Genomic DNA, 25,314 nt, shown 5'->3' on the forward strand with positions numbered 1-25,314 from the left:
TTCGTTCCGCATGAGCCTCAGGACAGGCTCGACTTGTAGTCTTCGAAGGAAAATTCGCGCGCGACACGAAGGCTGCCGTCGAGTTCACGCACGACGATGGACGGCATGTGGACGCCGTTGAACCAGTTCTTCTTGACCATCGTGTAGCCGGCCGCATCGTTGATGGAGATGCGGTCGCCCGGCTTCAGCGGAGCCTCGAAGGAAAACTCACCGAAGATGTCGCCGGCGAGGCACGACTTGCCGCAGACCATATAGCGGTGCGGGCCCTTGTCGGGGCTGACCTTGGCGCTCTGCCGATAGATCAGCAGGTCGAGCATGTGCGCCTCCGTCGAGCTGTCGACGATGGCAAGGTCCTTGCCGTTGTGGAGCGTGTCGAGCACCGTCACCTCGAGCGTGGTGCTCCTCGTCACCGCCGCCTCGCCCGGTTCCAGATAGACCTGGACGCCGAAGCGCTGCGAGAAGGCCTTCAACCGTTCGCAGAACAATTCGAGCGGGTACCCCTCGCCCGTGAAATGGATGCCGCCGCCGAGGCTGACCCAATCGACCTTGGAGAGAAAGGCCCCGAACCTGTTCTCGATCTGCCCGAGCATCCGGTCGAAAAGGCCGAAATCCGCGTTCTCGCAGTTGTTGTGGATCATGAAGCCGTCTAGCTCGTCGACGACGGGTGCGATCTTCTCGGGGTCCCATTCCCCCAGCCGGCTGAACGGGCGGGCGGGGTCGGCGAGGTCGAAGTCCGACGAACTGACGCCGGGGTTGAGGCGCAGCCCGCGCGCCAGCGCGCCGGCGCGATCGGCGAAGCGCTCTAGCTGGCCGATCGAGTTGAAGATGATCTTGTCGGCATTCGCCACGACGGCGTCGATCTCGTGATCGGCGAAGGCCACGCTGTAGGCGTGCGTCTCGCCGCCGAAAGTCTCGCGCCCGAGCCGGACCTCGAAGAGCGAGGAGGAGGTGGTGCCGTCCATGTACTCGCGCATGAGGTCGAAGACGGACCAGGTGGCGAAGCACTTGAGCGCCAGCAGCGCCTTCGCCCCCGAATGTTCGCGCACGCGCTCGATCACGCGCAGGTTGCGCATGAGCGCGCCCTTGTCGATGAGGTAATAGGGCGTCTGCAGCTTCAAGATGTGTTGCCCGTCGGTTTGATGGTTGGTGCGCTGCGGCTCCGCGGCCGCCCCGCTGAATGCCCTCCGCCGCACGGACATCCGGCGGCCGCAGGCCATCGGGCCGGTGCGCGCAGCGATGTTGGAGGGAGCGGCTATGCCCGGCAGGCCGCAAGACCCGTCGCCGGGAAAAGCGCTTTGGCGCTGTTGCCCCGCTCACGTGTCTTTCTGTCCGCTGTTCGTGCAGCCCGCGACATGGCGGCCCAGAGGGCCGCATCAGGACAGATGCCCCGATCCGTGGCGCACAGCGCCGTCGCGTGCACCCTCATGGCGCGCGCCCCAAAAGGTTCTTCCGTTTGGGTGGCATCCAGTCCGACTGAGCCCATCCCCAATTGGAAGAGGGCGTCGTGAGACATGGCGTCCTCCCCAACCAGCAGATGAAACCTGCAAAAGCGTATCCGGCCTTATCGCATCGACGGCGCGAATGCAACAGTGGGGGCCTTCCGGCCATGCCGGAACGACCCGATGGCGCTCGGCGTTGTCGTCGAAGGGGACGAGACGGCCCGCCTTGCGGTAGGGCTCCAGCGAGGCGACGGCGCCCTCGAAGAGCTCCTTCTTGTTCGCCGGCGCCGCGACGCGATTGGCCTCGCTCAGCCAGTAGTCGATGTCGCGGCGGTGGGCGTGGACGGTGGCATTGGGGAAGACCTGCCCTCATCGACGACGAGGCCACCCGAATGGTCCGTATGGACATGGGTGAGGACGACGTCGTCGACCCGTTCGGGCGAATAGTCGGAGGCCATCAGCGCCGAGGGCAGCCGCCCGGGCGTCGGGCCCAGCAGGGTGCCCGTCCCGGCATCGACGAGAACGAGCCGCTCGCCGGTGTTGACGAGGATGGCGTTGACCGAGAGATCGACGGGCGAGCGCAGGAAGGCGGCCGCCAAGACCTCCTCCACCCGCTCGGGGCTGGTGTTGTTGTAGAGCGTGGCGCCTTCGGGCGGTCTGATTCAGCGCTGCACGGCCTGCGGCAGGGCGCAGACCCGCGAGCGGACCAGGAAGCGGCGCTCGCGCCCGTTGTCGAGCGAGAACATGCCGCCCCTCCCCGGCACGACGTCGATGATGAGCGCGGTGTGCTTCCAGGCCTCGTACTGGGCCGCGCCGATATAGAACGGCGCCCCGCCGATGTGCCCGAGGAGGACATCGCCGTCCCCGAGCATGAACTCGTCCCGCCGGTAGCACATGGGTGAGGAGCCGTCGCAGCAGCCGCCGGACTGGTGGAAGAGGACCGGACCGTGCTCGGCCACGAGTTCCGCGATGAAGGCAAGCGCCGCGGCCGTCGCCGTGACGCGCGACGTGCCCTTTTCCTCCGCCATGTCCATGGGTAGCACCCTGCATCGCTGCGGAAGGGCGGGTCGGACCCGCCCTTCCCTGTCGGTATCAGAAGAAGCCGAGCTTCTTCGGGCTGTAGCTCACCAGCATGTTCTTGGTCTGCTGGTAATGATCGAGCATCATCTTGTGCGTCTCGCGCCCGATGCCGGACTGCTTGTAGCCACCGAAGGCGGCGTGGGCCGGATAGGCGTGGTAGCAGTTGGTCCACACGCGCCCGGCCTCGATGCTGCGGCCGAAGCGATAGGCACGGTTCATGTCGCGCGTCCAGATGCCGGCGCCGAGGCCGTAGAGCGTGTCGTTGGCGATCGACAGCGCCTCCTCGTCGTCCCGGAAGGTGGTGACGGAGACGACCGGGCCGAAGATCTCCTCCTGGAAGATGCGCATGCGGTTGTGGCCGCGGAAGACCGTGGGCTTGACGTAATAGCCGCCGGCGAGGTCGCCGGGCAGCACGTTGCGCTCCCCGCCCGCCAGCACCTCAGCGCCCTCCTGCCGGCCGATGTCGATATAGGACAGGATCTTCTCGAGCTGCTCGCCCGAGGCCTGCGCGCCGATCATCGTCGCCGGGTCGAGCGGGTCGCCCTGCACGATCGCCGCGACGCGCGCGAGCGCCCGCTCCATGAAGCGGTCGTAGATCGCCTCGTGCACCAGCGCGCGGCTCGGGCAGGTGCAGACCTCGCCCTGGTTGAGCGCGAACATGACGAAGCCCTCGACCGCCTTGTCGAGGAAGTCGTCGTCCTCGGCGAGCACGTCCTTGAAGAAGATGTTCGGCGACTTGCCGCCGAGCTCGAGCGTGACGGGGATGAGGTTCTGGCTGGCATATTGCATGATGAGCCGGCCGGTCGTCGTCTCGCCGGTGAAGGCGATCTTGGCGATGCGCGGGCTCGAGGCGAGCGGCTTGCCGGCCTCGAGGCCGAAGCCGTTGACGATGTTGAGCACGCCCGGCGGCAGGAGGTCGCCGACGAGTTCGGCCCAGACGAGGATGGAGGCCGGCGTCTGCTCGGCCGGCTTCAGCACCACGCAATTGCCGGCCGCGAGCGCCGGCGCGAGCTTCCACGCCGCCATCAGGATGGGGAAGTTCCACGGGATGATCTGGCCGACGACGCCGAGGGGCTCGTGGAAGTGATAGGCGACCGTGTCATGGTCGATCTCGCCGATCGAGCCCTCCTGGGCGCGGACGACGCCGGCGAAATACCGGAAATGGTCGATGGCGAGCGGAATGTCCGCCGCCGTCGTCTCGCGGATCGGCTTGCCGTTGTCCCAGGTCTCCGCCCGCGCGAGGAAGTCGAGGTTATCCTCCATGCGCTGCGCGATGGCATTGAGGACGGCGGCGCGCTCGGCAGCGCTGGTGCGCCCCCAGGCGCCCTTGGCGGCATGGGCGGCGTCGAGCGCGGCCTCGATATCCGCCGCGTCCGAGCGGGCGATGTCGCAGAGCGGCTGCCCGTTCACCGGCGAGGTGTTCTGGAAATAGCGGCCGGCCTTCGGTTCGACCCAGGTGCCGTTGATGAAATTGCCGTAGCGGGCGGCGAACGGCGAGCGCGCGGTGCGCGAGACATCGACCTTGTTCATTCTCTTTCCTCCCAAGGCTCTGCGAGAAGGCTGCTGCGAGCCGGTGAGGAAGCTTGCGCCCTGCGCCGAAGGCCGTCAGCCGCTCCCGCACGCCTGCCGGCCGGCGAGTGTTTCAGAACTGAGACAGTTCGGCGGGAGATTTTCGGGTCGGGATCAGTGGGCGGCGTCGAGGCGCAGCCGCTTCAGGGCCCGGTAGAAGGTGGCGCGGCTCATGCCGAGCGAGGCGGCCGCCGCCGAGACATTGCCGTGCGAGCGCGCCAGCGCGCGCTGGATGACGCCGCGCTCGGCATCCGCCAGCTGCTCGCGTCCTCCCGGCCCGCCGGCAAGGAGATCCGCGGCCGGCAGCGAGCCCCTGAGGTCGTCGTCGCGGAGACCGAAGGCAAGCCGGGCGGCGCGCGTCGCGCCGATGACGAGATCGTGCCGGTCGACGGCGATCAGTCCGCCCCCGCCACGCTCCGGCGATGGCGCCAGGAGCACACGGGCGTCGGGAAAGGCGCGCCGGAAATTCTCCGCCTCGATGCGCCGCACCGCGTCGCTCACCGCGACGGCGATGAGGTTGACGAAGCCCTCGGTGAGGTCGGCGCGGCAGGACGACACGTCGAGCGCCGCCGCGAGCCGGCCCTCATGGTCGTGGATCGGGGCGGTGGTACAGCTGAGGCCGCTGTTGCGGGCGTGGAAGTGCTGGTCGCGGTGGATGGTGAGGAGACGCTGCTCGACGAGGCAGGTGCCGATGCCGTTCGTCCCCTCGCTCGCCTCGCTCCAGACCGTCCCGGTCCACAGGCCCCAGCGATGAAAGGTCTCGTCGTCGGCGGGGGCGCCGCGCCGGTCGACGGGCACCCCGTCGGCATCGGCGAGGAGCACGCAGCAGCCGACGCCTCCCACCGCCTGGTAAAGGCGGTCGAGGCTGTCCTGCGCCGACCGGATCAGCAGATCCAGCCGTTCGCGCGCCCGCTGCAGCTCCGGACCCGTGAGCGTCTGCGGACCACGGGCGTCGGCGGGATCCAGCCGGTGCAGGGCACAGGAGCGCTGCCAGGACGCGACGAGGGCCGAATGCGCCGCCTCGCTGCCTGCGATGGCTGATTCGATGCGGTCAACGTGGCGTGCCACCGACGCATCGCGCATGTGGCTTCCTCCCACCGTGCGGGCGTTATGGCCGCCCCTTGCCACCGACGATAGTGGCGCCGGCCCGAGCGGACAAGCCGTGTGACCCTAGACTTAAGGCCGCATGGCGCGAACCGGCCAGCCTCTCGCTCAGACGAAGACCATGCCGCCGTCGACGAGCAGTGACTGGCCGGTCATGAAGTCCGAGGCCGGCGACGCAAGGAAGCAGGCCACGCCGACAAGATCCTGCGCCGTCGACGCCCGGCCGAGCACGGCGCCGGTCACGATGATGCTCCTGTCCTTCAGTCCGAACGGTATGGCTTTCTCCTCGGCCGGCCACGACGGGCCGGCCTCCGTTGCAGGTCTACGGCGTTCTCAGCGGTCTTCAGGCGGTGATATGGGCGCCGATCAGCTCGTTGACGCGGCTTGCCTTTTCCATCTGCACCATGTGCCCGGCGCCGGGGATGACCTCGGCCTTGGCGCGGCCATTGAGCGCCTCGGCATGGGCGGCCGGGATGATGCGGTCCTCCGCGCCCCAGACGACGAGGACGGGGATGTCGAGTGCGGCAAGGGAGGAGGCGACGAGCGTCTTCTGCCGCCCGTGGGCGAGGAAGGCGCCGGACAGCGCCTCGAGCGCCGCCGAGACGCCGTCGAGGCGCTTGTATCTGAGGAGGTCCTCCACGAGCTGGCGGCTGACGAGGGACGGATCGGCGAAGAGCTGTTCCACCACCGGCTTCAGCTCCCGCCGGGAGGCGGCCGAGACGAAGCCGGCGATGTAGTCGGCATTGATCTCCTCCCCGAGCCCGGCCGAGCCGATCAGGGTCAGCGATCTCACCCGCCCCGGCGCGGCGCTGGCCGCGAGCGTCGACACGGCGCCGCCCATGGAATGGCCGACGAGGTGGGCGCACTCGATCGAGAGCGCGTCCATGAAGCCGAGGAGGGCGCGGGCGAGGCCCTCGACGCCTCCCTCCGGCATCGCCTTGGCCGACTGGCCATGGCCCGGCAGGTCGAGCGCATAGACCGTCGCCTTGTCCGCCAGCGCATCGATGTTGAACAGCCAGTTGTCGAGATCGCCGCCAAAGCCGTGCACGAGCACGATCGTCTCGGCGCCCTCCCCGCGCCGCGCATAGCGCAGCCGGCCGGCGGGCGTCTCGACGAATTCGTAGGTCGGGCCGGCTTCCTCCTCGCCCGCCTCGTCGGCGGAAGGGGTGACATAGCCGGCCACATAGGCGTCGATCTCCGCCTCCGGCACGTCGGCATCGGCGACGACGCCGATGAGGGCCTTGACCGGATAGACCGTGTCGACCTCGCCGATGGCGCGGCGCAGGACGCCGGCCTCGCTCGCCTCGACGACGCCGGCGATCTTGTCGGTCTCGACCTCGACAATCTCGTCGCCGACGGCGATTCGGTCGCCGGGCCGCTTCAGCCAGCCCGTGACCTTGCCCTCTTCCATGGCAAGGCCCCACTTGGGCATCACCACCGGCTTGATGCGCTGATCCGTCATGTCCTTCCCCTCAAGCTGCCATGGCGCGCGGCGCGATCTTCGACACCGCGGCGGTGATCGCATCCGCCGTTGGGATGTAGAGGTCCTCGAGCACGGGCGAGAACGGCACCGGCGTGTGCGGCGCCGTCACCATCTGCGGCGCGGCCTTCAGCGCCCCGAAGGCCTCCTGCACCACATGCGCGGACACATCCGTCGCGATGGAGCAGCGCGGGTTCGCCTCGTCGACGACGACGAGCCGGCCGGTCGTCTCGACGCTCTCGAGGACCGTGTCCCAGTCGATGGGCGAGAGCGTCCTCAGGTCGATCACCTCGGCCTCGATGCGCTCCTTGGCGAGCCGCTCGGCCGCCTCCAGCGCCCGGTGCACGGTGAGCCCGTAACTGACGATGGTGACGTCCTTGCCCTCGCGCACCACCGCCGCCTCGCCGAAGGGGATGGCATAGGCCTCCTCCGGCACGTCGGCCTCATGGCCGTAGAGGTTCTTGTGCTCGCAGAAGATGACGGGATCGTCGTCGCGGATGGCCTGGATGAGCAGGCCCTTGGCGTCATAGGCATTGGACGGGCAGACGACCTTGAGCCCCGGCACATGGGTGAAGACGGGCGTCAGCATCTGCGAATGCTGGGCCGCGGCGCGGAAGCCGGCACCCACCATGGCCCGGATGACGACGGGGGTCTTGGCCTTGCCGCCGAACATGTACTTGAACTTCGCCGCCTGGTTGAGGATCTGGTCGAAGCACACGCCCATGAAATCGAGGAACATCAGCTCGGCCACCGGGCGCATGCCGCAGGCGGCCGCGCCGATGGCGGCGCCGATATAGGCCGATTCCGACAGGGGCGTGTCGAGCAGCCGGCCGGGATATTTGGCGTGCAGCCCCTTGGTGACGCCGAGCACGCCGCCCCAGGCATCCTCCTCGCCGGGGCTGCCGGCCCCGCCGACGATATCCTCGCCCATGACGATGACGGCGGGATCGCGGCGCATCTCGAGGTCGAGCGCCTCGTTGATCGCCTGTTTCATGCTGATCTTGCGGGCCATGACGGTTTCCTCCGGATGTTCTTGGCTGTCGAGCGTCAGTAGGCGACGTAGACGTCGGTGGTGAGGTCGCGTGCCGACGGCAGCGGCGCGGCCTTGGCGGAAGCCACCGCATCCTCGATGAGCACCCCGACCTCCCGGTCGATCGCCGCGAATTCGTCCGCCGTGACAACGCCTGCCTCGCGCACGCGCGCGGCGAAGATCTTCAGGCAGTCGCGGTGCTCGCGGTTGTAGTCGTTCTCGCCCTTGGCCTTGTAGGTCTGGGCGTCGCCTTCGAAATGGCCGAAGAAGCGGACCATCTTGCATTCGAGCAGCGCCGGCCCGCCGCCCTCGCGCGCGCGGCGGATCATCTCGCCGGCCGCCTCGTAGACGGCGAAGAAGTCCGTGCCGTCCACGGTCACGCCCGGCAGGCCGAAGCCGGAGGCGCGGTCGACATAGGAATCGACGGCGGTGGCGTAATCGACCGAGGTCGATTCCGCATAGCCGTTGTTCTCGACCACGAAGATGACCGGCAGGTTCCACACGGCGGCAAGGTTCATGCTCTCCAGCACCATGCCCTGGTTGGAGGCGCCATCGCCGAAGAAGGTGATGCCGACGCCGCCGTCGCCGCGGAACTTGGCCGCGAGGCCGGCGCCGCAGACGAGCGGGGCGCCGGCGCCGAGGATGCCGTTCGCCCCCATCATGCCCTTGGCGAGGTCGGCGATGTGCATGGAACCGCCCTTGCCGCGGCAGGCGCCGGTCGCCTTGCCGTAGATCTCGGCCATCATCTCGTGGACATCGACGCCCTTGGCGATGCAGTGGCCGTGGCCGCGGTGCGTGGAGGCGATGCGGTCGACGTCGGTCAGGTGCATCATGATGCCGGTGGCGCAGGCCTCCTCTCCCGCATAGAGGTGGACGAAGCCCGGAATGTCGCCCTTGGCGAACTCGACATGCAGCCGCTCCTCGAATTCGCGGATGGTCCGCATGGTGCGGTAGGCCTTCATCAGGTCCGCCTTGTCGAGCGGGAAGGGATTGGTGGACATCGGCATTTCCTCCTTTGGTCGACCCTTGGGGTTGTCGTTGGTTCAGGCGAGAGCCGTGGCGAGCAGGGATGCCCCGGCCCTGAGGAGCCCGTGCGTCGCGGCGAACTGCATGACGGCGGGCACGTTCACGGTGCGGAAGGCATCGGCCGTGAGCGTCACCGAGACAGCCTCCCGCCCGTCGAAGAAGATCTCGCGCTCGCCGTCGAGAGCGACGGAGCCGGCGGCCAGATGCGGGTGGAAGGGGATGCCCGCCGGCATACGCCGCCAGTCGTCGATGCCGACGGGCACCACGAGGCCGGGTGCGATGGGAGCGCTGAGGACGGTGCGCGCCGTCGCGGCGGGCGCCAGCGAAACCATCATGCCGCCCGCCTCCCCGCGCCCGACCGGCTCGATCAGCCCGGCGATGGCCGCCATGCCGATCACCTCCGGATCGGCGAAGGTGACGAAGAGCTCGCGGAAGGTCTCGGTGCGCCACAGCGCCCTGGCGCCGATATAGCTGTCGGTGACGAAGGCGACGTCGACGAGCGCGATCTCCGCCGGCCGCTCGCCGACCGCGACGTCGAGGCGCTTGTTGGACGCGAAGGCGACTCTGGCCGGCACGCGCCCGGTGGCGGCTAGGCCGGCCGCGAGGCCGGTGATCGTCGGCTCGCGATGCTCCGGGAAGGCGTTGTTGGTGCCCGTCGAGATGCCGGCGATCGGCACCCGCCCGCATTCCTTGACCACGGCCCGGTGCGTGCCGTCTCCGCCGAGCACGACGATGGCTGCGACGCCCGCGCGGTGCATGAGGCGGGCGGCACGCGCACTGTCCTCCGCCGTGCCGGTGACCGGCATGTCGAGATGCGTGACATGCGGAAAGCGGGTCTCGCCCTGGTTGCGCGAGCGCTCGATGCCGCGCATCACGTGGCCGCGGATGCCGCCGTGCTCCGGCATCATCACCACCTGCTCGATGCCGCAGGCGGCGAGCGCGGCGAGCACGCGCAGCACGATGTTGGCGCGATCGGCGATCTGCAGGCTCGCCGCATTGGCGACGACACGGCGGATGTCGCGTGCCGAGACCGGATTGGCAATGATGCCGACGATGGGCCCCAAGCCGTCCTCCCTTCGCTTGTCGTCTTTTGCGAAGGATGCGGCAAGGACGATGCCAACGGCGCGATCAGCGCCAAGTCATTGCAAACAAACAATCCGGCTGTTCTCTCAGGCGGGACTGGTGAGGCGCCGGCGCCCCAGCTGTGGCGCCCCGCCTGCAACAGGTGTGGCGCCCGTCAGCTCAATTTATGCGGCGGCACGATGCCGAAGCGGCGCATGCGACGGTGGATGGTGGAGCGGTCGAGACCCCATTCCCGCGCCACCGCCGAGACGTTCCACTGCCGCGCGCGCAAGGCCTCGACGAGGCGCTCCGCCCGCGCCGTCTCCTCCGGGACGGCGGCGCAGGCCGGCGATGGCACCGGGGAATGAAGCAGTGCCTCCTCAAAGATGGTCGGCGGCAGATCGGCAACGTCGATGACGTCGCTCGTCGCGACGGCGCGGGCATAGTCGAGGCAATTGACCAGCTCGCGGATGTTGCCGGGCCAGGAATGGGCCTTAAGGGCGTTCATGGCGGCGGGCGAGAGCCGCCGCGGCAGCGCGCCGTCGCCGTGCGTGGCCATGAGGTGCCCGATGAGCCAGACGAGATCGGCGCGCTGGCGCAGCGCCGGCAGGGCGAGCACGGCGCTGTTGAGGCGGAAGTAGAGGTCCTCGCGGAATTCGCCGGCCCGCACCAGCTCGACGAGATCGCGGTGCGTGGCGGCGATGACGCGGATGTTAACCGGCACCGGCCGGGTGCGGCCGACGGGCGTCACCTCGCGCTCGGCGAGCACGCGCAGCAGGCGGGTCTGCAGCGCGAGCGGCATGTCGCCGATCTCGTCGAGGAAGAGCGTGCCGCCGTCGGCCTCGATGACGAGGCCCTTCTTGCCCTTGGCCGCAGCGCCCGTGAAGGCGCCCGGCTCGTGGCCGAACAATTCGCTCTCGATGAGCGTTTCGGGCAGCGCCGCGCAGTTCACGGCGACGAAGGGCTTTCCCGCTCGCGCGCTCGCAGCGTGGATGGCCTTGGCGAGATGCTCCTTGCCGGTGCCCGTTTCGCCATGGATGAGGATGCTCATCTGCGTGTTGACGAGCCGGGCGGCCCTGGCGACGACTTCCTCCATCATCGGGTCGCCGCCATGGAGCGTCTCGAGCGGACGAGCCAAGGCCGCCTTCCGTGCCGGCGCAGGCTGCTGCGACGCGCGAGCCGGCGGCGGCAGGCTCTGGGCGAAGAGGGTCGTGCCGCTCGCCAGCAGCCGGACCGCCCGCTGGCGCGTCGGCAGCGAATGGGCGAAGAGGGGCAGGTCGTCGATCCGGCAGTCGAGATAGTCGCTGATCATCGCCCCGAGCGGGTTCGGATTGCGCATCGAGCGCAAGGCGGCTTCGCGCAGCAGGAGGCGGCGCGCGCGGTCGTTGAAGCCGATGATGCGCCCGCCCGCATCGATCGCCAGCACGCAGTCGGGATCGACGTCGGCGAATTCCTGGCTCGCCGCCAGCTTGAGGATCCACTCGCTGCGGAAATTGTTGAGGAGGTTGGCGTTCTCGATCTTGTGAGCATAGGATTTGACGAGTTGGAGCGCGAGGTATTGGCTTTGTTTCGGCTCCGGCGACTTCAGCGCCGAGATGTCGAGAACGCCTGCGAGCGTGCCGCCTGAATCGAAGATTGGGGCGGCAGTGCAGGTGAGTGGAATGTGCGTCGCGTCGAAATGGTCGCTTTGGTGCACCGTCAGCGCTTCGCCGGTGGCGATGCAGGTGCCGACGGCGCAGGTACCCATATGCGTCTCGGCCCAGTCGGCGCCCAGATAGAGCCCGGCCCGGTGCAACTGGTCGTTGAAGGTGGGATCGCCGATGAAATCGACTGTGACCCCCTTGGCATCGGTGAGAAGCAGCACATAACCGAGGCCGCAGACCTGCCGATAGAGCGTCTCGAGCCCCACGCGCGCGGTGTGCAGGAACTCGTCCATGGCGTCGCGATGCTCGCGCAGTTGCGCCTGGGGCAGGATCTGCGCATCGCGCAGCACGACGGGATCGAGCTTGTGCTCGTCCACGCACCGCCGCCACGACTCCTGAATCACCGCATCGCGCGCTGTCCGCTCGCCGACGGCGACCCGCACGACCTCGTCGATATGGGCGGCCTGCTCCTGCCTCATGGCTGCGCTCCTCCCCATATGTCTGTTCGATTTTTTCGTGAAGTGTCGCCCCGGACGCCGGTCCGATCAAGCCGCGACGGCACGGCTAACCCTCGCGACGCCTTCCACCTCGCTTCAAACCGTTGACCGTGCGTGTGAAACCGTCTCAAACCCGTTGCGCCGTCATACCCGCGCCTGACGCGGGCCTCGAAATCGTGGATGGCCGGGATAAGGCCGGCCATGGCGAGCGGAGAGGCGGCCCACCCGCTCATTCACAATCCCACAAGAACCGCTCCCGGGGGAAGAAAGCGTCCTGCTCAAGGGGGCGGCAACGCCGCAACCGGTCTGCCCAAACCGTCATCGGGATGTTATGAATGGGACCTATGTCCCGACCTGGCTTGCAGGGCATCGCCGTTCCGCGATGCACACCTGTGCAACGGGGGGCTCGATGACACTGGCGCCGTTTCTCGAGGTCAAGAAGGCGAGCGTCGCCTATGGCGCGACAACGGTGCTCGACGGCATCGACCTCGCCATCGCCAAGGGGGAATTCGTCGCCCTGCTCGGCTCCTCGGGCTGCGGCAAGACCACCTTGCTCCGGACCATCGCAGGCTTTGTGATGCCCTCGGCGGGAACCGTCTCCGTCGCGGGCCGCGACGTGACGCGCCTGCCGCCGGACAAGCGGGGCATGGCTCTCGTCTTCCAGTCCTATGCCCTGTGGCCGCACATGACCGTGGCACAGAACATCGGCTATGGCCTCAAGCTGCGTCACCAGCCGGCCGAGGCGATCGCCCGGCGTGTCGCGGAGATGGAGGCGCTGCTCGGTCTCACCGGCCTCGCGCGCCGCAAGCCGGCCGAGCTCTCGGGCGGCCAGCGCCAGCGCGTTGCCCTCGGCCGGGCGCTCGCCATCGATCCCGAGATCCTGCTGCTCGACGAGCCGCTGTCGAACCTCGACGCCCGCATCCGCCTCTCCGTGCGGCACGAGATCCGCGCCCTGCAGCGCCGGCTCGGCATCACCGCAATCCATGTCACGCACGATCGCGAGGAGGCGATGGTGATGGCCGACCGCATCGTCATCCTTGACAGCGGCCGCATCGCTCAGGCCGGCACGCCGGAGGAGGTCTACAACCGGCCCGTCTCGTCCTTTGTCGCCGCCTTCATGGGTGCGGAGAACAGCATCGGCCTTGTCGGAACCGTCGCGGGCGACCGCTTCGCCATCACGGCCGGACCGACGAACGAGCCCTGTGCCGTGCCACTCTCGGGGCGGCCGCTCGCCGACGGACCTGTCGTCGCCCGCTTCCGCGCCGAGGCGGCCAAGCTCGTGCCGGCAGGCGATGCCGCGCATGTCCCGGAGGGCACGCTGGTTCTATCCGGCCGCATCGAGAGCGCGAGCTATCCCGGCGGCCACTGGCGCCACGCCGTCGCCGTCGGCCCCGACACCGTTCTCGCCGACGCGCCGCAGGCCTTCGCCCCGGACGCGGCCGTGAAGGTGTGCGTGCCGCCTGAGGCGCTCTTCCTGTTCAACCCGCCCGGCGCCGAACCGGCCGCGGCCGAGTTTGCCGGACACAAGACAGACAAGGCCAGCGAACTGGCCGGAGCCTGACACAGGGCCCCGCGCCCGCCATAACGGAGACCGAACGATGAAAACGTTGTTCAATGCGGCTCTCGCCCTCGGCTTGGCGGCCACGCCGGCCGCGGCAGCCGAGCTGACGGTGGTCACCGCCGGCGACCAGAACATGGTCGAATATGTGAGTGAATATCTCGGCCCGCTGTTCGAAAAGGAAAATCCCGGCGCCAAGGTGCGCGTGGTCGGTACCGGGCCCGGCGATGCCGGCTCGCAGAAGATCCTCGAGCGCTTCGAGGCCCAGGCCAAGGCCGGCAGCGCCAAATGGGACGTCGACGTCGCCGTCGTGCACGAGAAGTTCGCCGGCCCCATGGTGGAGGCGGGCTATCTCGAGGCCTATCGCGACAAGATCCCGAGCGGCAAGCTCGTCACCCGCGGCAATGCCGACATGGCGCTCGGCACCAGGGTGAGCGGTTATGTCATGCCGATGTTCAACAGCCAAACGGCGCTCGCCTACAACCCCAATCTTCTCGCCAACCCGCCGAAGAGCTATGCCGAGCTCGCGGAATGGGCCAAGGCGAACCCCAAGCAGTTCGGCTACAACGGCATCAAGGGCGGCGCCTCCGGTGTCAGCTTCGTCATGGGCTGGATCTACGCCTTCGGCGAGGGCGACGCCGGCAAGCTGCAGAACGGCCCCTTCGAAGAAGCCGAGACGAAGAAGTGGGACAAGGCGCTTGCCAGCCTCAAGGACTTCACGCGCCACGCGACCCTCACCCCCGGCAACGCCGGCACGCTCGACCTCCTGAGCCGCGGCGAAATCGCCATGGGCCCGGTGTGGGTCGACATGTTCTATTCCTGGCAGGCGGACGGGCGCCTGCCGCCGGACCTCAAGCTCATCCTGCCCGAGCCCGGCATGCCCGGCCAGCCGATGCATTACGTGGTGCCGGCGAAGAGTCCGAACCGGGAGCTTGCCGAGAAGTTCGTCGCCATGGCGACGAGCCCGAAGGTACAGGCCGAGGGCATCGTCAAGCGCTTCAACTGGTATCCCGGCATCGACGCCCAGCACGTCCAGGCCGAGCTCGACGACGCGACCTGGAACAAGCTGTTCAAGGACATCACTCCGGAGGACCTCGCCAAGAACGGCAAGCCTTTCCCGATCGCGCCCTACAACAACGCGATCCTCGAGGCCTACGAGCGGCAGGTCTCGAACTGAGCGGGCCATTGGCGCCCGGCGGAACAGCCGGGCGCCATTCGCCCCTCTCCCCTTGTGGGGGAAGGGCCGGGGGTGGGCGTCGCGACGCAGGAGCACGACCTCCTGCCTGCTGCCCCCCTCCCTGCCCCCTCCCCCATAAGGGGGGAGGGGCGGCACCGTTCCACTACAATGTTCCCGGCATAACCGGATCACCCCATGTCGAAACGCCTCCTCGGCCTCATCCTCGTCCTGCCGGCGCTGGCCACGATCACGCTGCTCTTCATCGTGCCGCTCGGCGCCTCGGTCGTCGGCGCCTTCGAGGTCGAGGGCCGCTACGGGTTCGGCAATTTCGACAAGGCCTTCGCCCTCTACAGCCAGGACATCCTGTTCACGGTCGTCATCGTCAGCCTGTCGACGGCGATCATCGGCCTCGTCGCCATCGCCATCGGCGGCTATCTCACGCTCGGCGAGAACCCGCACGCCGTCGCCGTCCTGCGCTGGCTCTACCGCTGGCCGCTGTTCATCCCCTTCATCGTTGTCGGCCAGGTGCTGCGAACCTTTCTCGCCAAGAACGGCATGATGAACAACACGCTCGTCTCCCTCGGTATCCTGACGCCGCTCGAGACGACGAGCTTCCTCGACTGGCGCGGCATCGTCATCGCCTTCGTCTGGAAGCAGGCGCCCTTCGTGGCCCTGCTGGTCTCCGGCGCCATGGCCTCGCTCGACCGCGGCACCATCGAGGCGGCGCGCAACCTCGGTGCTTCGCGCCTGCGCATCCTCATCGAGATCGTCGTGCCGCAGGTGGCGACGACGCTCATCGTCGGGCTCGTCCTGTCCTTCGTCACCATGATGTCGGTATTGTCGGTGCCGCTCATGATCAACGCCCAGTCGCCGACCATGATCACCGCCGACATCGCCTTCCGCCTCAACGCCTATCGCGACTACGGCGTCGCCAATGCGCTCGGCCTCATCTCGCTGCTCATCACGGCGAGCATTGCCTGGATCTACCTCAGGCACAACGTGAGGAGCCGGGCATGACGAGCCTCGCGACGACGACACCGGCTACCGGCCGCCGGCTGCCGCGGATCGACCTCTGGTGGCTGCCGCGCGGGCTGGTCCTCGGCCTTCTCGCCTTCATCATCTTCGGGCCGCTCACCAATCTCGTCTTGTGGACGGTGGCGGAGCGCTGGTACTTCCCGCACGCGCTGCCGCTGGAATACGGCTTCAGCTACTGGCAGCGTGTCTTCTCGCCGCGCGGCAATGCCATGGAATCCCTGGCGAACAGCGTCTTCGTCGCAACCCTGACGGTGATCGCGGCGCTCGCGCTCGCCGTGCCGGCGGGCTATGCGCTGGCGCGGCTCAAGCTGCCGCTGCGCAGCCTCATCCTGATCGCCTTCCTCATCCCGCAGGCGTTCCCGAACCTGCCCGTCTACGTCAACATCGCGCGGCTGTTCTACGGACTCGGTCTCAACGGCACCATTCCCGGCGTCGTCCTCGTCCACGTCACGCACGGGCTCGTCTATGCGGTGTGGATCGCCACCGCCGCCTTCTCGGCGGTCGACCGGGAGCTGGAGGAGGCCGCCCGCTCCATCGGCGCGAGCGCGCTGCGCGCCTTCCGCGACGTCACCCTGCCGCTCGCCGCCCCGGGGCTGATGGCGAGCGCCATCTTCGTCTTCCTCGAATCCCTCGACGAATTCACCGGCTCGTTCTTCGTCGGCGCGCCGGATGTCAACCTGTTGCCGCTTCTGCTCTATACGGCAGGCGCCGGCGGCAACTACCAGATCGCCTCGATCACGGCGCTGCTGCTGCTCGTGCCCTCCATCGCCTTCATGCTGGTGGTGGAACGTTTCCTCAAGGCGGACGTGCTGTCGCGCGTCGGCCACTGAAGCAAAAGCCGCATGACCGTGGACGACACCGCCGCCAGGATCCGAACGACCGGCAAGCCGCGCTTCGTCAGCGCCCAGGACGTGGCGCACCGCGCCGGCGTGTCGCGCTCGGCTGTCTCGCGCGCCTTCACGCCCGGCGCCAGCATCGCGGAGGAAACGCGCAAGAAGGTGATCAAGGCCGCCGCCGAGCTCGGCTATCAGGTCAACGACCTTGCACGCGGCCTTCTCGCCAACCACAGCCGCCTCGTCGGCATCGTCGCGACCAAGCCAGAAGTCGGGTTCCGAGCCGATCTCTCCGCCGCGCTCGCCAAGGCGCTCATCCGGCGCGGCAGCGTGCCGCTGCTCATCAACACGGGCGAGACGAAGGACGAACTCGCCGCAGCCCAGCAGACGCTCTTCGGCCATCGCGCCGAAGCGACCATCATCCTCTCCGGCTCGCCGCCGGCCTCCTTCGTCGATCTCGCCCGGCGCAACGGGCAGCCCCTCGTCGTCATCGGTCGCTCCGAGCCGGAAACGGATCACGTGATGGTGGACAATAGCGCCGCCGCGCGCCTCGCGGCCCGCCTCTTCGTGGCGCGCGGCTTCACGCGGCTCGGTCTCGCCGGCTCGCGATCGGCGACACCGAGCATCGTCGAGCGTGAACAGGCGTTCTGCGACGAGGCCGCCCGCCTCGGCGCCAGGGTCGCCGTCGCACGCGGGACCGACACGGACTATGCTGGGGGCCTTGCCGCCGGCCGCGCCCTGCTCGCCGGACAGCCGCGGCCGCGAGCGATCTTCTGCGTCAATGACCTCGTCGCGCTCGGCGTCACGGATGCGGCGCGTACGGATCTTGCCCTCACCGTGCCCGGCGATGTCGCCGTGATCGGCTTCGACGACATACCCCAAGCCGACTGGCTCGCCTATCGGCTGACGACCTTCCGCCAGGACGCGGAGCTGATGGCCGGCCGGGCCGTCGCCGTGCTCGATGCGCGCCAGCGGCGCCCGACAGGCCCCCTTATCAGCGAGCGCATCGAAGCCCGGCTCGTGGTGCGGCACAGCTTCGTTCCCAAGCCATGAGCGGGCCTCTTGAAGCCCGCCGGTCTCCACCTAGATCAATGATGCCGGTTGCCGCGACAGGGGCCGGCGGACCGCGGGTCCGCTCCGCAGCGCCCGCTGCTCCATGCCGCTTGTCGAGGGCATGGAGAACGGGTCGCGCTCGACCGCTCTCCTCCGGCTTCTGCCGCGCCAAGCCGGCGCTCCGCTTCGGAGCCGCTTCATCCCGAGCAATGGAGGAGACTCATGACCATTCGCGATCTCATCCCCTGGGGTCGAAACGACGAAACCGCCCCCGTCGCCTATCGGGAGCGCGACCCCTTCCTCGCCCTTCATCGCGAGGTGAACCGGCTGTTCGACGACGTCTTCCGGGGCTTCGAGAGGCCCTTCCGCGACGGGCCCGGCCGCCTCGCCGGATTCTCCGCCGCCTGGCCGAGCATCGAGGTCAGCGACGACGACAAGGAGATCCGTGTCGTGGCAGAGTTGCCCGGCCTCGAGGAGCAGGACGTCGAGGTGCTCCTCGATGACGATACCCTGACGCTGCGCGGAGAAAAGAAGGCCGAAACCGAGGACAAGGATCGCCAGTTCTCGGAGCGCTTCTACGGTCGTTTCGAGCGCCGCATCCGGCTCGGTTACGAGATCGAGGACGACAAGGTGAGCGCGAGCTTCCGGAACGGCGTGCTCACGGTGACGCTGCCGAAGAGCGAGAAAGCCGCAAGCAAGGCGAAACGCATCGCCATCGGCACCGAGAAACGGTAATCGCCGAACGCGCTACGGCTCGTCCGCACCGAGGATCCGGGCGGGTGAGGAGTGGTGCATCGACCCTGGCGCTGTCGCGCTTGACCGCTGCGTCCGAAACCGGGGATGGGCCCCGCGCCTGCGCTGCGGCGCCCGGCCCGGCGCAAGGCGCAAGGCGAGCGCGGGGCCGACGACGAGCGCCGTCCGTTCGAGCTAAGATTGCGGTGGCGGCTATCGGCTGGTCTTCTGGGCCGGCCGCCGCCGATACGCACCAGCCGCAGCAATGATGTCAGTGCAGGGGGCTCGTGAGGAAGACCGAAAAGAGCCTGCTGCCGGTGGCGTCGGTGATGTCGAACCGCCACCCGTCCCAGTTCGCGAACGGATTCTCGTCGCGCAACTCTTCGATGGCCTGCATGACCTCGGTGCGAACCTCATCGAGGTCCGACCGCTCGAGACCGCAGTCGTCCAGAACGATCTCGCGCCCTGTCGACAGATGGAAATAGTACCGCAATGGCACCTCCTGTCCCTGCGGGCCTGATGAGGCTTTCGGAGCGGGCCGGTTGAAGCAGGATTGCCCGGCCTTACGTGACATGTGACCTGTCCCTGCGGACAGCATTGCGGGCAAAACGCTCGCGCCAGAAGGCGATGGTACGCACGAGCCCCTCGCGCAATTCCACCTTCGGGCGCCAGCCGGTTGCCTTCATGAAGCGCGTGCTGTCCGCCAGGAGGACGCGTACCTCCGAATTGGCGGGGCGCAGCCGGTTCGTGTCCTGCTCGACGGGCTTTTGCCGGTCCGTCAGCGCCATGAGAAGATCGACCAGTTCACCGATGGCGATGCCTTTGCCGCTGCCGGCGTTGTACGGCCGCCCGAATTCGATGTCCGGCGCACAGCCGATGGCGAGGAAAGCCGCCACCGTATCCTCCACGTAGGTGAAGTCGCGGCTCGTCGAGGTATCGCCGACACGCACGGTCGCGGCGTCGGGATCGAGGATCTGGCGCAGGACTGTCGGGATGACCGCGCGCTCGCTCTGGCGCGGGCCGAAGGTGTTGAAGGGGCGCAGGATGGCCACGGGCATGTCGAAGCTCCGGGCGTAGGCCTCGGCCATCATGTCGGCGCCGATCTTGGAGGCCGAATAGGGCGACTGCCCCTGCAGGGGATGGCTTTCGCCGATCGGCACCGTGATCGCCGTGCCGTAGACCTCGCTCGTGGAGGTCTGCACGACGCGCCGCACGCGGTGCTCGCGCGCAGCCTCGAGGATGTTGATGAGGCCGAGGACGTTGGTCTCCACATAGGACTGGGCCGCGGAATAGGAATGGGGAATCGAGATCAGCGCCGCCAGGTTGAACACGACTTCCTGCTCCGCGAGGAGGCGGCGCACGAAGGCGGCGTCGCGCACGTCGCCGCGCACGATCCTGAGCCTTGTCACGACATCCGCCGGCAGATGGTCGAGCCAGCCGACGGAGTCGAAGGAATTGTAGAGCGCGAGCGCGGTCACATCGGCACCCGTCTCCACGAGCCGCTCGGTGAGGTGCGAGCCGATGAAGCCGTCGGCGCCCGTCACCAGCACCCTCGCCTTCTTGTAGTCCGGTATGTGCGGCTGCGATGGAATGATGGGAGGGCGTTCCATGGCGTGCCTCTCGACTGGCATGCTGCTAGCGCAGGTGAAGCGGTGGGGTTTCCGTCACGCCGGCATCCGCGATGGCGCGCTCCGGCTCGCTGCCGAAGCCAAGGATGGCGAGGCAGCACAGAGCGATCCACTTGACATCGGATGCGAGCGTGCGTCCGGGATAATAGGCGAGGTCGAGCTGCGCCTTGGCCGGGAACAGCGTCTGCCGGTAGAACGCGATGGGATCGACGTCGGGCGGAAAGAGCGCGCTTTCGTTGCGGAAGGCCCACTGGCTCGGCCCGAAGATGCCGGGCTTGTAGGCGAGAACGGGGCGGGTCGCTTCGGTGAAGCAGTCGGCGAGCTCGAGGCTCTCCGGGCGCGGGCCGACGACGGCCATGTCACCGCGCAGGATGTTGACGAGCTGGGGCAGTTCGTCGAGCTTGCTGAGGGCGAGGAAACGCCCGACGCGCGACATGCGGTCATCGCCCTTCATCGTCAGCGGCAAGCCTGCGTTGCGCGTGTCCGGACGGAATTTGCGGAACTTGAGCATCCGGAAATGGCGGCCGCCAACGCCGAGCCGGGTCTGCGCGAACAGGACCGGCCTGCCCGTCTCGGCGACGATGGCGATGCTGACGAGCGCGATTACCGGGCTCAGCACCGCGAGGCCGATCGTAGCGAAGCTGATGTCGAACAGGCGTGCCAGCCCGGCATGATAGGCCCGCCTCCGGTTGGTCGTCATGTGCGCCTCGCCAAGTCCGTTGCAGCGTTACACCCTAGGTGCGAAGGGCGGTGGCGAGCGCGTTGACCACGTGCTCGACATCCGCGGCCGTCATCTTGGGATGCAGGGGCAGCGTCAGTTCGCGGCTGGCGAATTCCTCGGTCACCGGCAGCGGCCCGATATCCGGCCGCTCTCGGTAGAGGGTGAGGTGATGCACCGGCCGATAGTGGATGGTCGTCTGGATGCCCGCGTCCCGCAGCCGCTCGATGACGAGGTCGCGATCGGCTGCGGCCGGCAGGAGGGCCGGCATGATGTGGTGCGACGACGCCCGCTCGTCCGAGAAGGGCACGCGCACGTCCGGGCAGACGCGGTCAAGCAGCCGACGGTAGAGCCTGCTGAAGGCACGACGGCTGGCGTTCCACGCCGGCAGGTGAGCGAGCTGGACGAGGCCGACGGCGGCTCTCAATTCGTCCATCCGGTAGTTGAAGCCGAGCAGCGTCACGTCATAGTGCGGCGTGCGGCTGTTGAGACGCGCGAAGGTGCCACTCGTCATGCCGTGGCCGCGCAGCAGCCGCACCCGCTCGAGCAGTGCCGGATCACGCGCCGTGACGACGCCGCCCTCGCCGGTCGTCATGTTCTTGTTGCCGTAGAAGCTGAAGGCTGCCGCGTCGCCGATGGTGCCGGGTCCCTCGACGCCGACCGCATGGGCCGAATCCTCGACGAGCAGCAGGCCGTGCCGATTGGCCAGGGCACGCCAGGCGGCCCTGTCCGCCAGCGCTCCTGCATAATGGACGAGGATCACCGCCCTCGTCCTGGCGCTGCAGAGCTGTTCGGCGCGCGCGGGCGAGATGAGCGGCACATCGAGGGATTCGATATCGACGAAGACCGGTTTCGCCCCCACGTACATCACGCTGTTGGCCGTGGCGGCAAAGGTGAGCGAGGGCACCAGCACCTCGTCGCCGGGGCCGATCCCGGCGGCGAGGAGGATGAGATGCAGCGCCGCCGTGCATGAGCTCACAGCGATGCAGTCGGACAGGCCGTGCGCCGCGGCGAAGGCTTCCTCGAAGGCGCGCACCCGCGGCCCCATGGTGATCCAGCCGCTCTCGATGACCTCCGACAGCGCTGAGGTCTCCTCGGTGCCAAGAACGGGTTCCGATACGAGCAACATCGTCAGCCCCCAAAACCCCGAGCCATGTCGACGCTGGCTGTGGCAGCCGCTCAGGCGGCCGCCACGACCTCGAAGGCCGGCAACTGGTCGTCCCAGGCGAGTTCCTGTGCGATCTGGAAGTCCTCGATCCGCCCGATATCGAGCCACAGGCCATCATGCGCGAAGGTGTGGGCTGGTAGGCCGCGGGCAAGAAGCGTATGAATGAGGTCGTCGAAGCCGAAGGGCACGCCGGCCGGGATGTAGTCCAGCACGCGCGGCTCCATGCAGTAGACGCCCATGCTCATCATGTTGGTGAGCGAAGGCTTCTCCTTGAAGCCGACGATGCGTCCGTTGGTCTGTTCGATGACGCCGAAGTCGAGCTTGGTCTTGCGTACCGATGCGGCCACGGTGACGAGCGCCCCCTGCTCGCGGTGAACCTGGGTGAAGGCGCCGAGGCTGAGGTCCGTCAGCACGTCGCCATTGATGACGAGGAAAGTGGCGTCGAGCTCCTCGCGCAGCATGGTCAGCGGGCCGATGGTGCCGAGCGGCTCCTTCTCGCTGGTATAGCTGATATTCATCCCCCACTGGTGGCCGTCGCCGCAGAAACTGCGGATGAGATGCCCGAGGTAGCCGGTGGTGATGTAGGCGTCGGTGAAGTCGTTGCGCCGCAGCCATTGCAGGAGGAGTTCGAGGACCGGCTTCGACTTGACCGGCATGAGAGGCTTCGGAAGCACCATGGTATAGGGACGCAGCCTCGTGCCAAGGCCTCCGCACTGGATGACGACCTTCATCTTGTCCTCCCTCGCCAGCGGCACCGGAATACGCAGATCGGCCGCACCTGACGATGAAACAGCGAGGTTTTCGACGTGTACAGGGCGCAAAAGGGTAGATGTCCGAAGTAAATCCAGCCGACGGCCGCGTCCTCTCACCGCAAGCGGGCCGAGAGGTCCGTCCACCTGAGCGCATCGATCGTGCGACGAAGGCGGGGCGGGCGTCGGCGGGCTCGAACCCTGCCCCGTCCGGCGAAAGGGGCGGACACCGGCTCGCGGTCCACCCTGCCGAATGCTCCCCCTGAGCCTTCCTTTCGGGCAATTGACCGGCCGGTGCTGCCAATTCCACCCTGACGCGCACAATCCTCAGGGCGAAGGGTGATGCGACGCCAATCCCGCGAACCAGACGGCAGGCCCGATCCCGGCAGTACGTCGGCCCACGTGCGTGGCATCCTTCTGTGCGTTCTCGTACTGTTGCCGGTCGGCCTCGCCGGCCGGGCGACCGAGGTCCTGCCTCTTGCCGGGAGCGCCGCCTTTCCCTCCCGTCCTGTCGTCGTCTCGACGCCGGCGATGCCCCGGCCGCGCTATCTCGAGACCGTTCGCGACCCCGTGTTCGGTACCTCCTTCACGCGCGTCACCGATCCCGGCGGCCGGATGGGCAGGACCATGGCCTGCGACGCTGCGCTTTGCCGGCACCGCTATTCGAGCACGCAGGCGTGGAACGCGGACCAGAGTCTGCTCGCGATCACCAACGGATGCTCGGGCATGTGCTTCCTTGACGGTCGCACGTACGAGCCGCTGTTTCACCGCCCCATGGACGAGGACTGCAAGTGGCATCCGACGCGGGCACAAGAGATGGTCTGCGTCTACGACGACCGTGTGACCCTCTGGTCGCCGCAAAAGGACGAGCATCGTGTGGTCTACTGGCCGGACGGCTATTGGGACCTTTCCTTCGGCCCCTACAAGGGCAACATTTCGGCAGACGGCCGCCGCCTCGTCCTCGGCGCCCGCAACAAGTCCGGCGCGCTCGTTGCCTTTGCCTACGATCTCGAAGAGCGCCGGAAATTCCCGGACATCGCCGTCTCCGCCCTGCCCGGCGACAACGGCTATTGCGGCATCTCCGCCACGGGTCGGTTCATCATGTGCTTCCAGACCCTGCCAACGCGCACGGAGACGGTGCATGTCTTTACCGTCGACGGGAGACAGGTCCAGCTCTGGCCGGAACATCACCGGCCCGGGCATGGCGACATGGCGATCGACGCGGACGGCCGGGACGTCTACATCGGCATCAGCAAGGCCGACCCGGACAAGTGGCACGTGATCAAGCGGCGCTTGGAGGACGGCCATGTCACCGACCTCACCCCGCCCGGCTATGCGTCGCACGCCTCGGTGCGCAACATCGGGCGCCCCGGCTGGGTCTTCCTGAGCTACGAGGGCACCTACGACAAGGTTGCGGAGGCGCCGGACTGGGCGCCCTTCTACCGAGAGATCGTCGCACTGCGCACCGACGGAAGCGGCGAACTGCGGCGCATCGTGCACACCTACAACGACCGGTCCGACTATGACAGCGAGATCCATGCCTCGCCATCGCCGGACGGCTCGCAGGTCATCTGGTCGAGCAACTGGGGCGTGCCCGGCGGCCCGGTGGCGGACTACGTTGCGCGCATCGAATGGCCCGACGCCGTGCGCTGACGGCCGCGACCCGTGCCACCTTCTCAGGGGATGTTGCGCACGATGTGCGGGCCGATGCCGTTCGCGACCCTGATCGGCAGCTTCTTCCAGCAGGTGATGGCAAGCGCAAATCTGGGATTGGTCGGCGCCAGCTCCGGCAGGGTCCCGCCGGCGGGCAGCCAGTAGGACCAGAACAGCGGCACCACTTCCGGCTGCCACTGCAGCTTGAAGGTGTAGGTGCCGGCGCCGATGGTGGAGCGGCCGAGATCGAGATGGCGGACCCCCGCGCCGCACGCCATCTCGATGGCCTTCCAGTAGAGGAACTCGTTCACGTACCGGGATGAGACGTCGTAGTCCGACGCAATCCAGGGCAGCTCGATCGTATCCCGCGAAGGGATAGCGAGCGCCGCCGCCACGGGCCGGCCGTCGAGCTCGACAAGCAGGATCTGCGCCCCGCGCACACGCTCGAGGATGGTGCGGAAGAACTGCGGCCGGTGTACCGGCGTCCCGAGATCGCGCATGTTCTTGGCGAAGACGCGATAGAAGCGGTCAAGCCCGTCCGTGCCGGCGCGCGAGAAGACCGCGCCCGCGCGCTCGGCCTTGCGCACCTTTCCACGAAGGCGCGAGCTCAGCGCCACCCAGTGCCGCTCGGGGTCGGGCTCGATCGGCACGACAAGCGCCGCCTTGTGATGGCGCACCTGCCAGCCCCGCGCGGCCTCGAGGCCGGAGGCGAAGGACTGTCTGAGCTCGATGTGGCCGGCACCGCGGCGGACGGCCAGGTGCATCGCGGCCTCGGCGAGCGCCGCCTCGACGTCGGGCCGGTCGGCGAGGATGCCGCCGTAATTCACGAAAGGCAGGGAAACGAGATAATGCCCAAACAGCCAGCTCTTCATCTCGAAGAGCGGCAGAACGCCTACGATGGCACCGCCCGCGCGGGCGGCAAGATAGTATGGATCGTGGCCGAAGCTGCGGCTCAGGATCTCCCGCCAGACGAGCGCATGATAGCAGGAGCCGTTCGGCGCCGATGCGACATAGGCATCCCAGGCCTGCTCCAGCCGCGTTCCGACCAAGTCCACGATCTCGATGGATGCCATCGTGCCA

General features: G+C 68.0%; 24 protein-coding genes. 7 read left to right on the top strand and 17 right to left on the bottom strand.

Going from position 1 to position 25,314, the window contains the following annotated elements:
• Nucleotides 1–17: 17 nt before the first annotated feature.
• The 11 genes from nspC to P2T65_RS04345 all read right to left on the bottom strand — a co-directional run bounded on the left by nspC (nucleotide 18) and on the right by P2T65_RS04345 (nucleotide 11,912).
• Complete coding sequence (nspC, locus tag P2T65_RS04295; RefSeq protein WP_276199274.1) at nucleotides 18–1,118, bottom strand: carboxynorspermidine decarboxylase; 1,101 nt, start codon at nucleotides 1,116–1,118, stop codon at nucleotides 18–20.
• 629 nt (nucleotides 1,119–1,747) lie between these two features.
• Entirely contained in the window at nucleotides 1,748–2,038 is a 291-nt protein-coding gene (locus P2T65_RS04300; RefSeq protein ID WP_276199275.1) for an MBL fold metallo-hydrolase, read from the bottom strand.
• Nucleotides 2,039–2,101: 63 nt separating this feature from the next.
• Nucleotides 2,102–2,473: a DUF779 domain-containing protein gene (locus P2T65_RS04305; protein ID WP_055458821.1), complete on the bottom strand. Its 372-nt coding sequence runs from the start codon at nucleotides 2,471–2,473 to the stop codon at nucleotides 2,102–2,104.
• Between the two features lie 58 nt (nucleotides 2,474–2,531).
• Nucleotides 2,532–4,049: an aldehyde dehydrogenase gene (gene adh, locus P2T65_RS04310; RefSeq protein WP_063188436.1), complete on the bottom strand. Its 1,518-nt coding sequence runs from the start codon at nucleotides 4,047–4,049 to the stop codon at nucleotides 2,532–2,534.
• Between the two features lie 153 nt (nucleotides 4,050–4,202).
• Entirely contained in the window at nucleotides 4,203–5,171 is a 969-nt protein-coding gene (locus P2T65_RS04315; protein ID WP_276199276.1) for a helix-turn-helix domain-containing protein, read from the bottom strand.
• Nucleotides 5,172–5,300: 129 nt separating this feature from the next.
• Nucleotides 5,301–5,435 carry an SDR family oxidoreductase gene (locus P2T65_RS04320; RefSeq protein WP_276199277.1) on the bottom strand — a complete coding sequence of 45 codons (135 nt, stop codon included), beginning with the start codon at nucleotides 5,433–5,435 and terminating at the stop codon, nucleotides 5,301–5,303.
• Nucleotides 5,436–5,535: 100 nt separating this feature from the next.
• Nucleotides 5,536–6,654 (bottom strand): acetoin dehydrogenase dihydrolipoyllysine-residue acetyltransferase subunit, encoded by a 1,119-nt coding sequence (locus P2T65_RS04325; protein WP_063188431.1) that lies wholly within the window; start codon nucleotides 6,652–6,654, stop codon nucleotides 5,536–5,538.
• 10 nt (nucleotides 6,655–6,664) lie between these two features.
• Nucleotides 6,665–7,684 carry an alpha-ketoacid dehydrogenase subunit beta gene (locus P2T65_RS04330; protein ID WP_055458817.1) on the bottom strand — a complete coding sequence of 340 codons (1,020 nt, stop codon included), beginning with the start codon at nucleotides 7,682–7,684 and terminating at the stop codon, nucleotides 6,665–6,667.
• Between the two features lie 35 nt (nucleotides 7,685–7,719).
• Nucleotides 7,720–8,703: a thiamine pyrophosphate-dependent dehydrogenase E1 component subunit alpha gene (locus P2T65_RS04335; protein WP_063188426.1), complete on the bottom strand. Its 984-nt coding sequence runs from the start codon at nucleotides 8,701–8,703 to the stop codon at nucleotides 7,720–7,722.
• 42 nt (nucleotides 8,704–8,745) lie between these two features.
• A complete protein-coding gene (locus tag P2T65_RS04340; protein WP_055458815.1) occupies nucleotides 8,746–9,792 on the bottom strand; it encodes an NAD(+)/NADH kinase in 1,047 nt (348 codons plus the stop codon).
• Between the two features lie 173 nt (nucleotides 9,793–9,965).
• The gene (locus tag P2T65_RS04345; protein ID WP_276199278.1) at nucleotides 9,966–11,912 is read right to left on the bottom strand and encodes a sigma-54-dependent Fis family transcriptional regulator; all 1,947 of its coding nucleotides are present in this window, start codon (nucleotides 11,910–11,912) and stop codon (nucleotides 9,966–9,968) included.
• A gap of 427 nt (nucleotides 11,913–12,339) precedes the next feature.
• Between P2T65_RS04345 and P2T65_RS04350 the strand changes: the two genes are divergently transcribed.
• The 6 genes from P2T65_RS04350 to P2T65_RS04375 all read left to right on the top strand — a co-directional run bounded on the left by P2T65_RS04350 (nucleotide 12,340) and on the right by P2T65_RS04375 (nucleotide 18,321).
• Nucleotides 12,340–13,491, top strand: a complete 1,152-nt coding sequence (locus P2T65_RS04350) for an ABC transporter ATP-binding protein (protein WP_071924597.1) — start codon at nucleotides 12,340–12,342, stop codon at nucleotides 13,489–13,491.
• 37 nt (nucleotides 13,492–13,528) lie between these two features.
• Nucleotides 13,529–14,665, top strand: a complete 1,137-nt coding sequence (locus tag P2T65_RS04355; RefSeq protein WP_055458812.1) for an extracellular solute-binding protein — start codon at nucleotides 13,529–13,531, stop codon at nucleotides 14,663–14,665.
• 195 nt (nucleotides 14,666–14,860) lie between these two features.
• Complete coding sequence (locus P2T65_RS04360) at nucleotides 14,861–15,682, top strand: ABC transporter permease subunit (RefSeq protein WP_071924598.1); 822 nt, start codon at nucleotides 14,861–14,863, stop codon at nucleotides 15,680–15,682.
• Entirely contained in the window at nucleotides 15,679–16,530 is an 852-nt protein-coding gene (locus P2T65_RS04365; RefSeq protein WP_055458810.1) for an ABC transporter permease subunit, read from the top strand. Before P2T65_RS04360 ends, P2T65_RS04365 begins: the two co-directional genes overlap by 4 nt.
• A gap of 12 nt (nucleotides 16,531–16,542) precedes the next feature.
• Nucleotides 16,543–17,586 carry a LacI family DNA-binding transcriptional regulator gene (locus P2T65_RS04370; protein ID WP_071924599.1) on the top strand — a complete coding sequence of 348 codons (1,044 nt, stop codon included), beginning with the start codon at nucleotides 16,543–16,545 and terminating at the stop codon, nucleotides 17,584–17,586.
• A 222-nt stretch (nucleotides 17,587–17,808) separates the two neighbouring features.
• Nucleotides 17,809–18,321, top strand: a complete 513-nt coding sequence (locus tag P2T65_RS04375; protein ID WP_071924600.1) for an Hsp20/alpha crystallin family protein — start codon at nucleotides 17,809–17,811, stop codon at nucleotides 18,319–18,321.
• Between the two features lie 268 nt (nucleotides 18,322–18,589).
• On the opposite strand, the gene P2T65_RS04380 is transcribed toward P2T65_RS04375, so the two are convergent.
• The 5 genes from P2T65_RS04380 to P2T65_RS04400 form a co-directional block, all read right to left on the bottom strand.
• Nucleotides 18,590–18,811 carry a hypothetical protein gene (locus tag P2T65_RS04380; protein WP_055458807.1) on the bottom strand — a complete coding sequence of 74 codons (222 nt, stop codon included), beginning with the start codon at nucleotides 18,809–18,811 and terminating at the stop codon, nucleotides 18,590–18,592.
• A gap of 70 nt (nucleotides 18,812–18,881) precedes the next feature.
• Nucleotides 18,882–19,928 carry an SDR family NAD(P)-dependent oxidoreductase gene (locus tag P2T65_RS04385; RefSeq protein WP_055458806.1) on the bottom strand — a complete coding sequence of 349 codons (1,047 nt, stop codon included), beginning with the start codon at nucleotides 19,926–19,928 and terminating at the stop codon, nucleotides 18,882–18,884.
• Nucleotides 19,929–19,953: 25 nt separating this feature from the next.
• Nucleotides 19,954–20,646, bottom strand: coding sequence for a sugar transferase (locus P2T65_RS04390; RefSeq protein WP_055458805.1), 693 nt, complete (start codon nucleotides 20,644–20,646; stop codon nucleotides 19,954–19,956).
• Between the two features lie 34 nt (nucleotides 20,647–20,680).
• A complete protein-coding gene (locus tag P2T65_RS04395) occupies nucleotides 20,681–21,793 on the bottom strand; it encodes a DegT/DnrJ/EryC1/StrS aminotransferase family protein (RefSeq protein WP_063188412.1) in 1,113 nt (370 codons plus the stop codon).
• A gap of 50 nt (nucleotides 21,794–21,843) precedes the next feature.
• Nucleotides 21,844–22,563 (bottom strand): sugar phosphate nucleotidyltransferase, encoded by a 720-nt coding sequence (locus P2T65_RS04400; protein ID WP_055458803.1) that lies wholly within the window; start codon nucleotides 22,561–22,563, stop codon nucleotides 21,844–21,846.
• 360 nt (nucleotides 22,564–22,923) lie between these two features.
• Here P2T65_RS04400 and P2T65_RS04405 point away from each other — a divergent pair, with 360 nt between their 5' ends.
• A complete protein-coding gene (locus P2T65_RS04405) occupies nucleotides 22,924–24,234 on the top strand; it encodes a hypothetical protein (protein WP_245280503.1) in 1,311 nt (436 codons plus the stop codon).
• A gap of 23 nt (nucleotides 24,235–24,257) precedes the next feature.
• Here P2T65_RS04405 and P2T65_RS04410 read toward each other — a convergent pair whose 3' ends face one another.
• Nucleotides 24,258–25,307 (bottom strand): FemAB family XrtA/PEP-CTERM system-associated protein, encoded by a 1,050-nt coding sequence (locus P2T65_RS04410; protein WP_055458802.1) that lies wholly within the window; start codon nucleotides 25,305–25,307, stop codon nucleotides 24,258–24,260.
• Nucleotides 25,308–25,314: the final 7 nt, after the last annotated feature.

The organism is Chelatococcus sp. XZ-Ab1, assembly GCF_029309855.1.
In the GTDB taxonomy this organism is placed as follows: Bacteria; Pseudomonadota; Alphaproteobacteria; order Rhizobiales; family Beijerinckiaceae; genus Chelatococcus_A; species Chelatococcus_A sambhunathii.

Coding starts and splice junctions, on each gene's coding strand:
- P2T65_RS04365 (WP_055458810.1), top strand. CDS start 15,679: ATGACGAGCCTCGCGACGACGACACCGGCTACCGGCCGCCGGCTGCCG.
- P2T65_RS04375 (WP_071924600.1), top strand. CDS start 17,809: ATGACCATTCGCGATCTCATCCCCTGGGGTCGAAACGACGAAACCGCC.
- P2T65_RS04350 (WP_071924597.1), top strand. CDS start 12,340: ATGACACTGGCGCCGTTTCTCGAGGTCAAGAAGGCGAGCGTCGCCTAT.
- P2T65_RS04345 (WP_276199278.1), bottom strand. CDS start 11,912: ATGAGGCAGGAGCAGGCCGCCCATATCGACGAGGTCGTGCGGGTCGCC.
- P2T65_RS04325 (WP_063188431.1), bottom strand. CDS start 6,654: ATGACGGATCAGCGCATCAAGCCGGTGGTGATGCCCAAGTGGGGCCTT.
- P2T65_RS04405 (WP_245280503.1), top strand. CDS start 22,924: ATGCGACGCCAATCCCGCGAACCAGACGGCAGGCCCGATCCCGGCAGT.
- P2T65_RS04390 (WP_055458805.1), bottom strand. CDS start 20,646: ATGACGACCAACCGGAGGCGGGCCTATCATGCCGGGCTGGCACGCCTG.
- P2T65_RS04385 (WP_055458806.1), bottom strand. CDS start 19,928: ATGGAACGCCCTCCCATCATTCCATCGCAGCCGCACATACCGGACTAC.
- P2T65_RS04335 (WP_063188426.1), bottom strand. CDS start 8,703: ATGTCCACCAATCCCTTCCCGCTCGACAAGGCGGACCTGATGAAGGCC.
- P2T65_RS04370 (WP_071924599.1), top strand. CDS start 16,543: ATGACCGTGGACGACACCGCCGCCAGGATCCGAACGACCGGCAAGCCG.
- P2T65_RS04410 (WP_055458802.1), bottom strand. CDS start 25,307: ATGGCATCCATCGAGATCGTGGACTTGGTCGGAACGCGGCTGGAGCAG.
- adh (WP_063188436.1), bottom strand. CDS start 4,049: ATGAACAAGGTCGATGTCTCGCGCACCGCGCGCTCGCCGTTCGCCGCC.
- P2T65_RS04400 (WP_055458803.1), bottom strand. CDS start 22,563: ATGAAGGTCGTCATCCAGTGCGGAGGCCTTGGCACGAGGCTGCGTCCC.
- P2T65_RS04360 (WP_071924598.1), top strand. CDS start 14,861: ATGTCGAAACGCCTCCTCGGCCTCATCCTCGTCCTGCCGGCGCTGGCC.
- P2T65_RS04330 (WP_055458817.1), bottom strand. CDS start 7,684: ATGGCCCGCAAGATCAGCATGAAACAGGCGATCAACGAGGCGCTCGAC.
- P2T65_RS04395 (WP_063188412.1), bottom strand. CDS start 21,793: ATGTTGCTCGTATCGGAACCCGTTCTTGGCACCGAGGAGACCTCAGCG.
- P2T65_RS04315 (WP_276199276.1), bottom strand. CDS start 5,171: ATGCGCGATGCGTCGGTGGCACGCCACGTTGACCGCATCGAATCAGCC.
- P2T65_RS04355 (WP_055458812.1), top strand. CDS start 13,529: ATGAAAACGTTGTTCAATGCGGCTCTCGCCCTCGGCTTGGCGGCCACG.
- P2T65_RS04305 (WP_055458821.1), bottom strand. CDS start 2,473: ATGGACATGGCGGAGGAAAAGGGCACGTCGCGCGTCACGGCGACGGCC.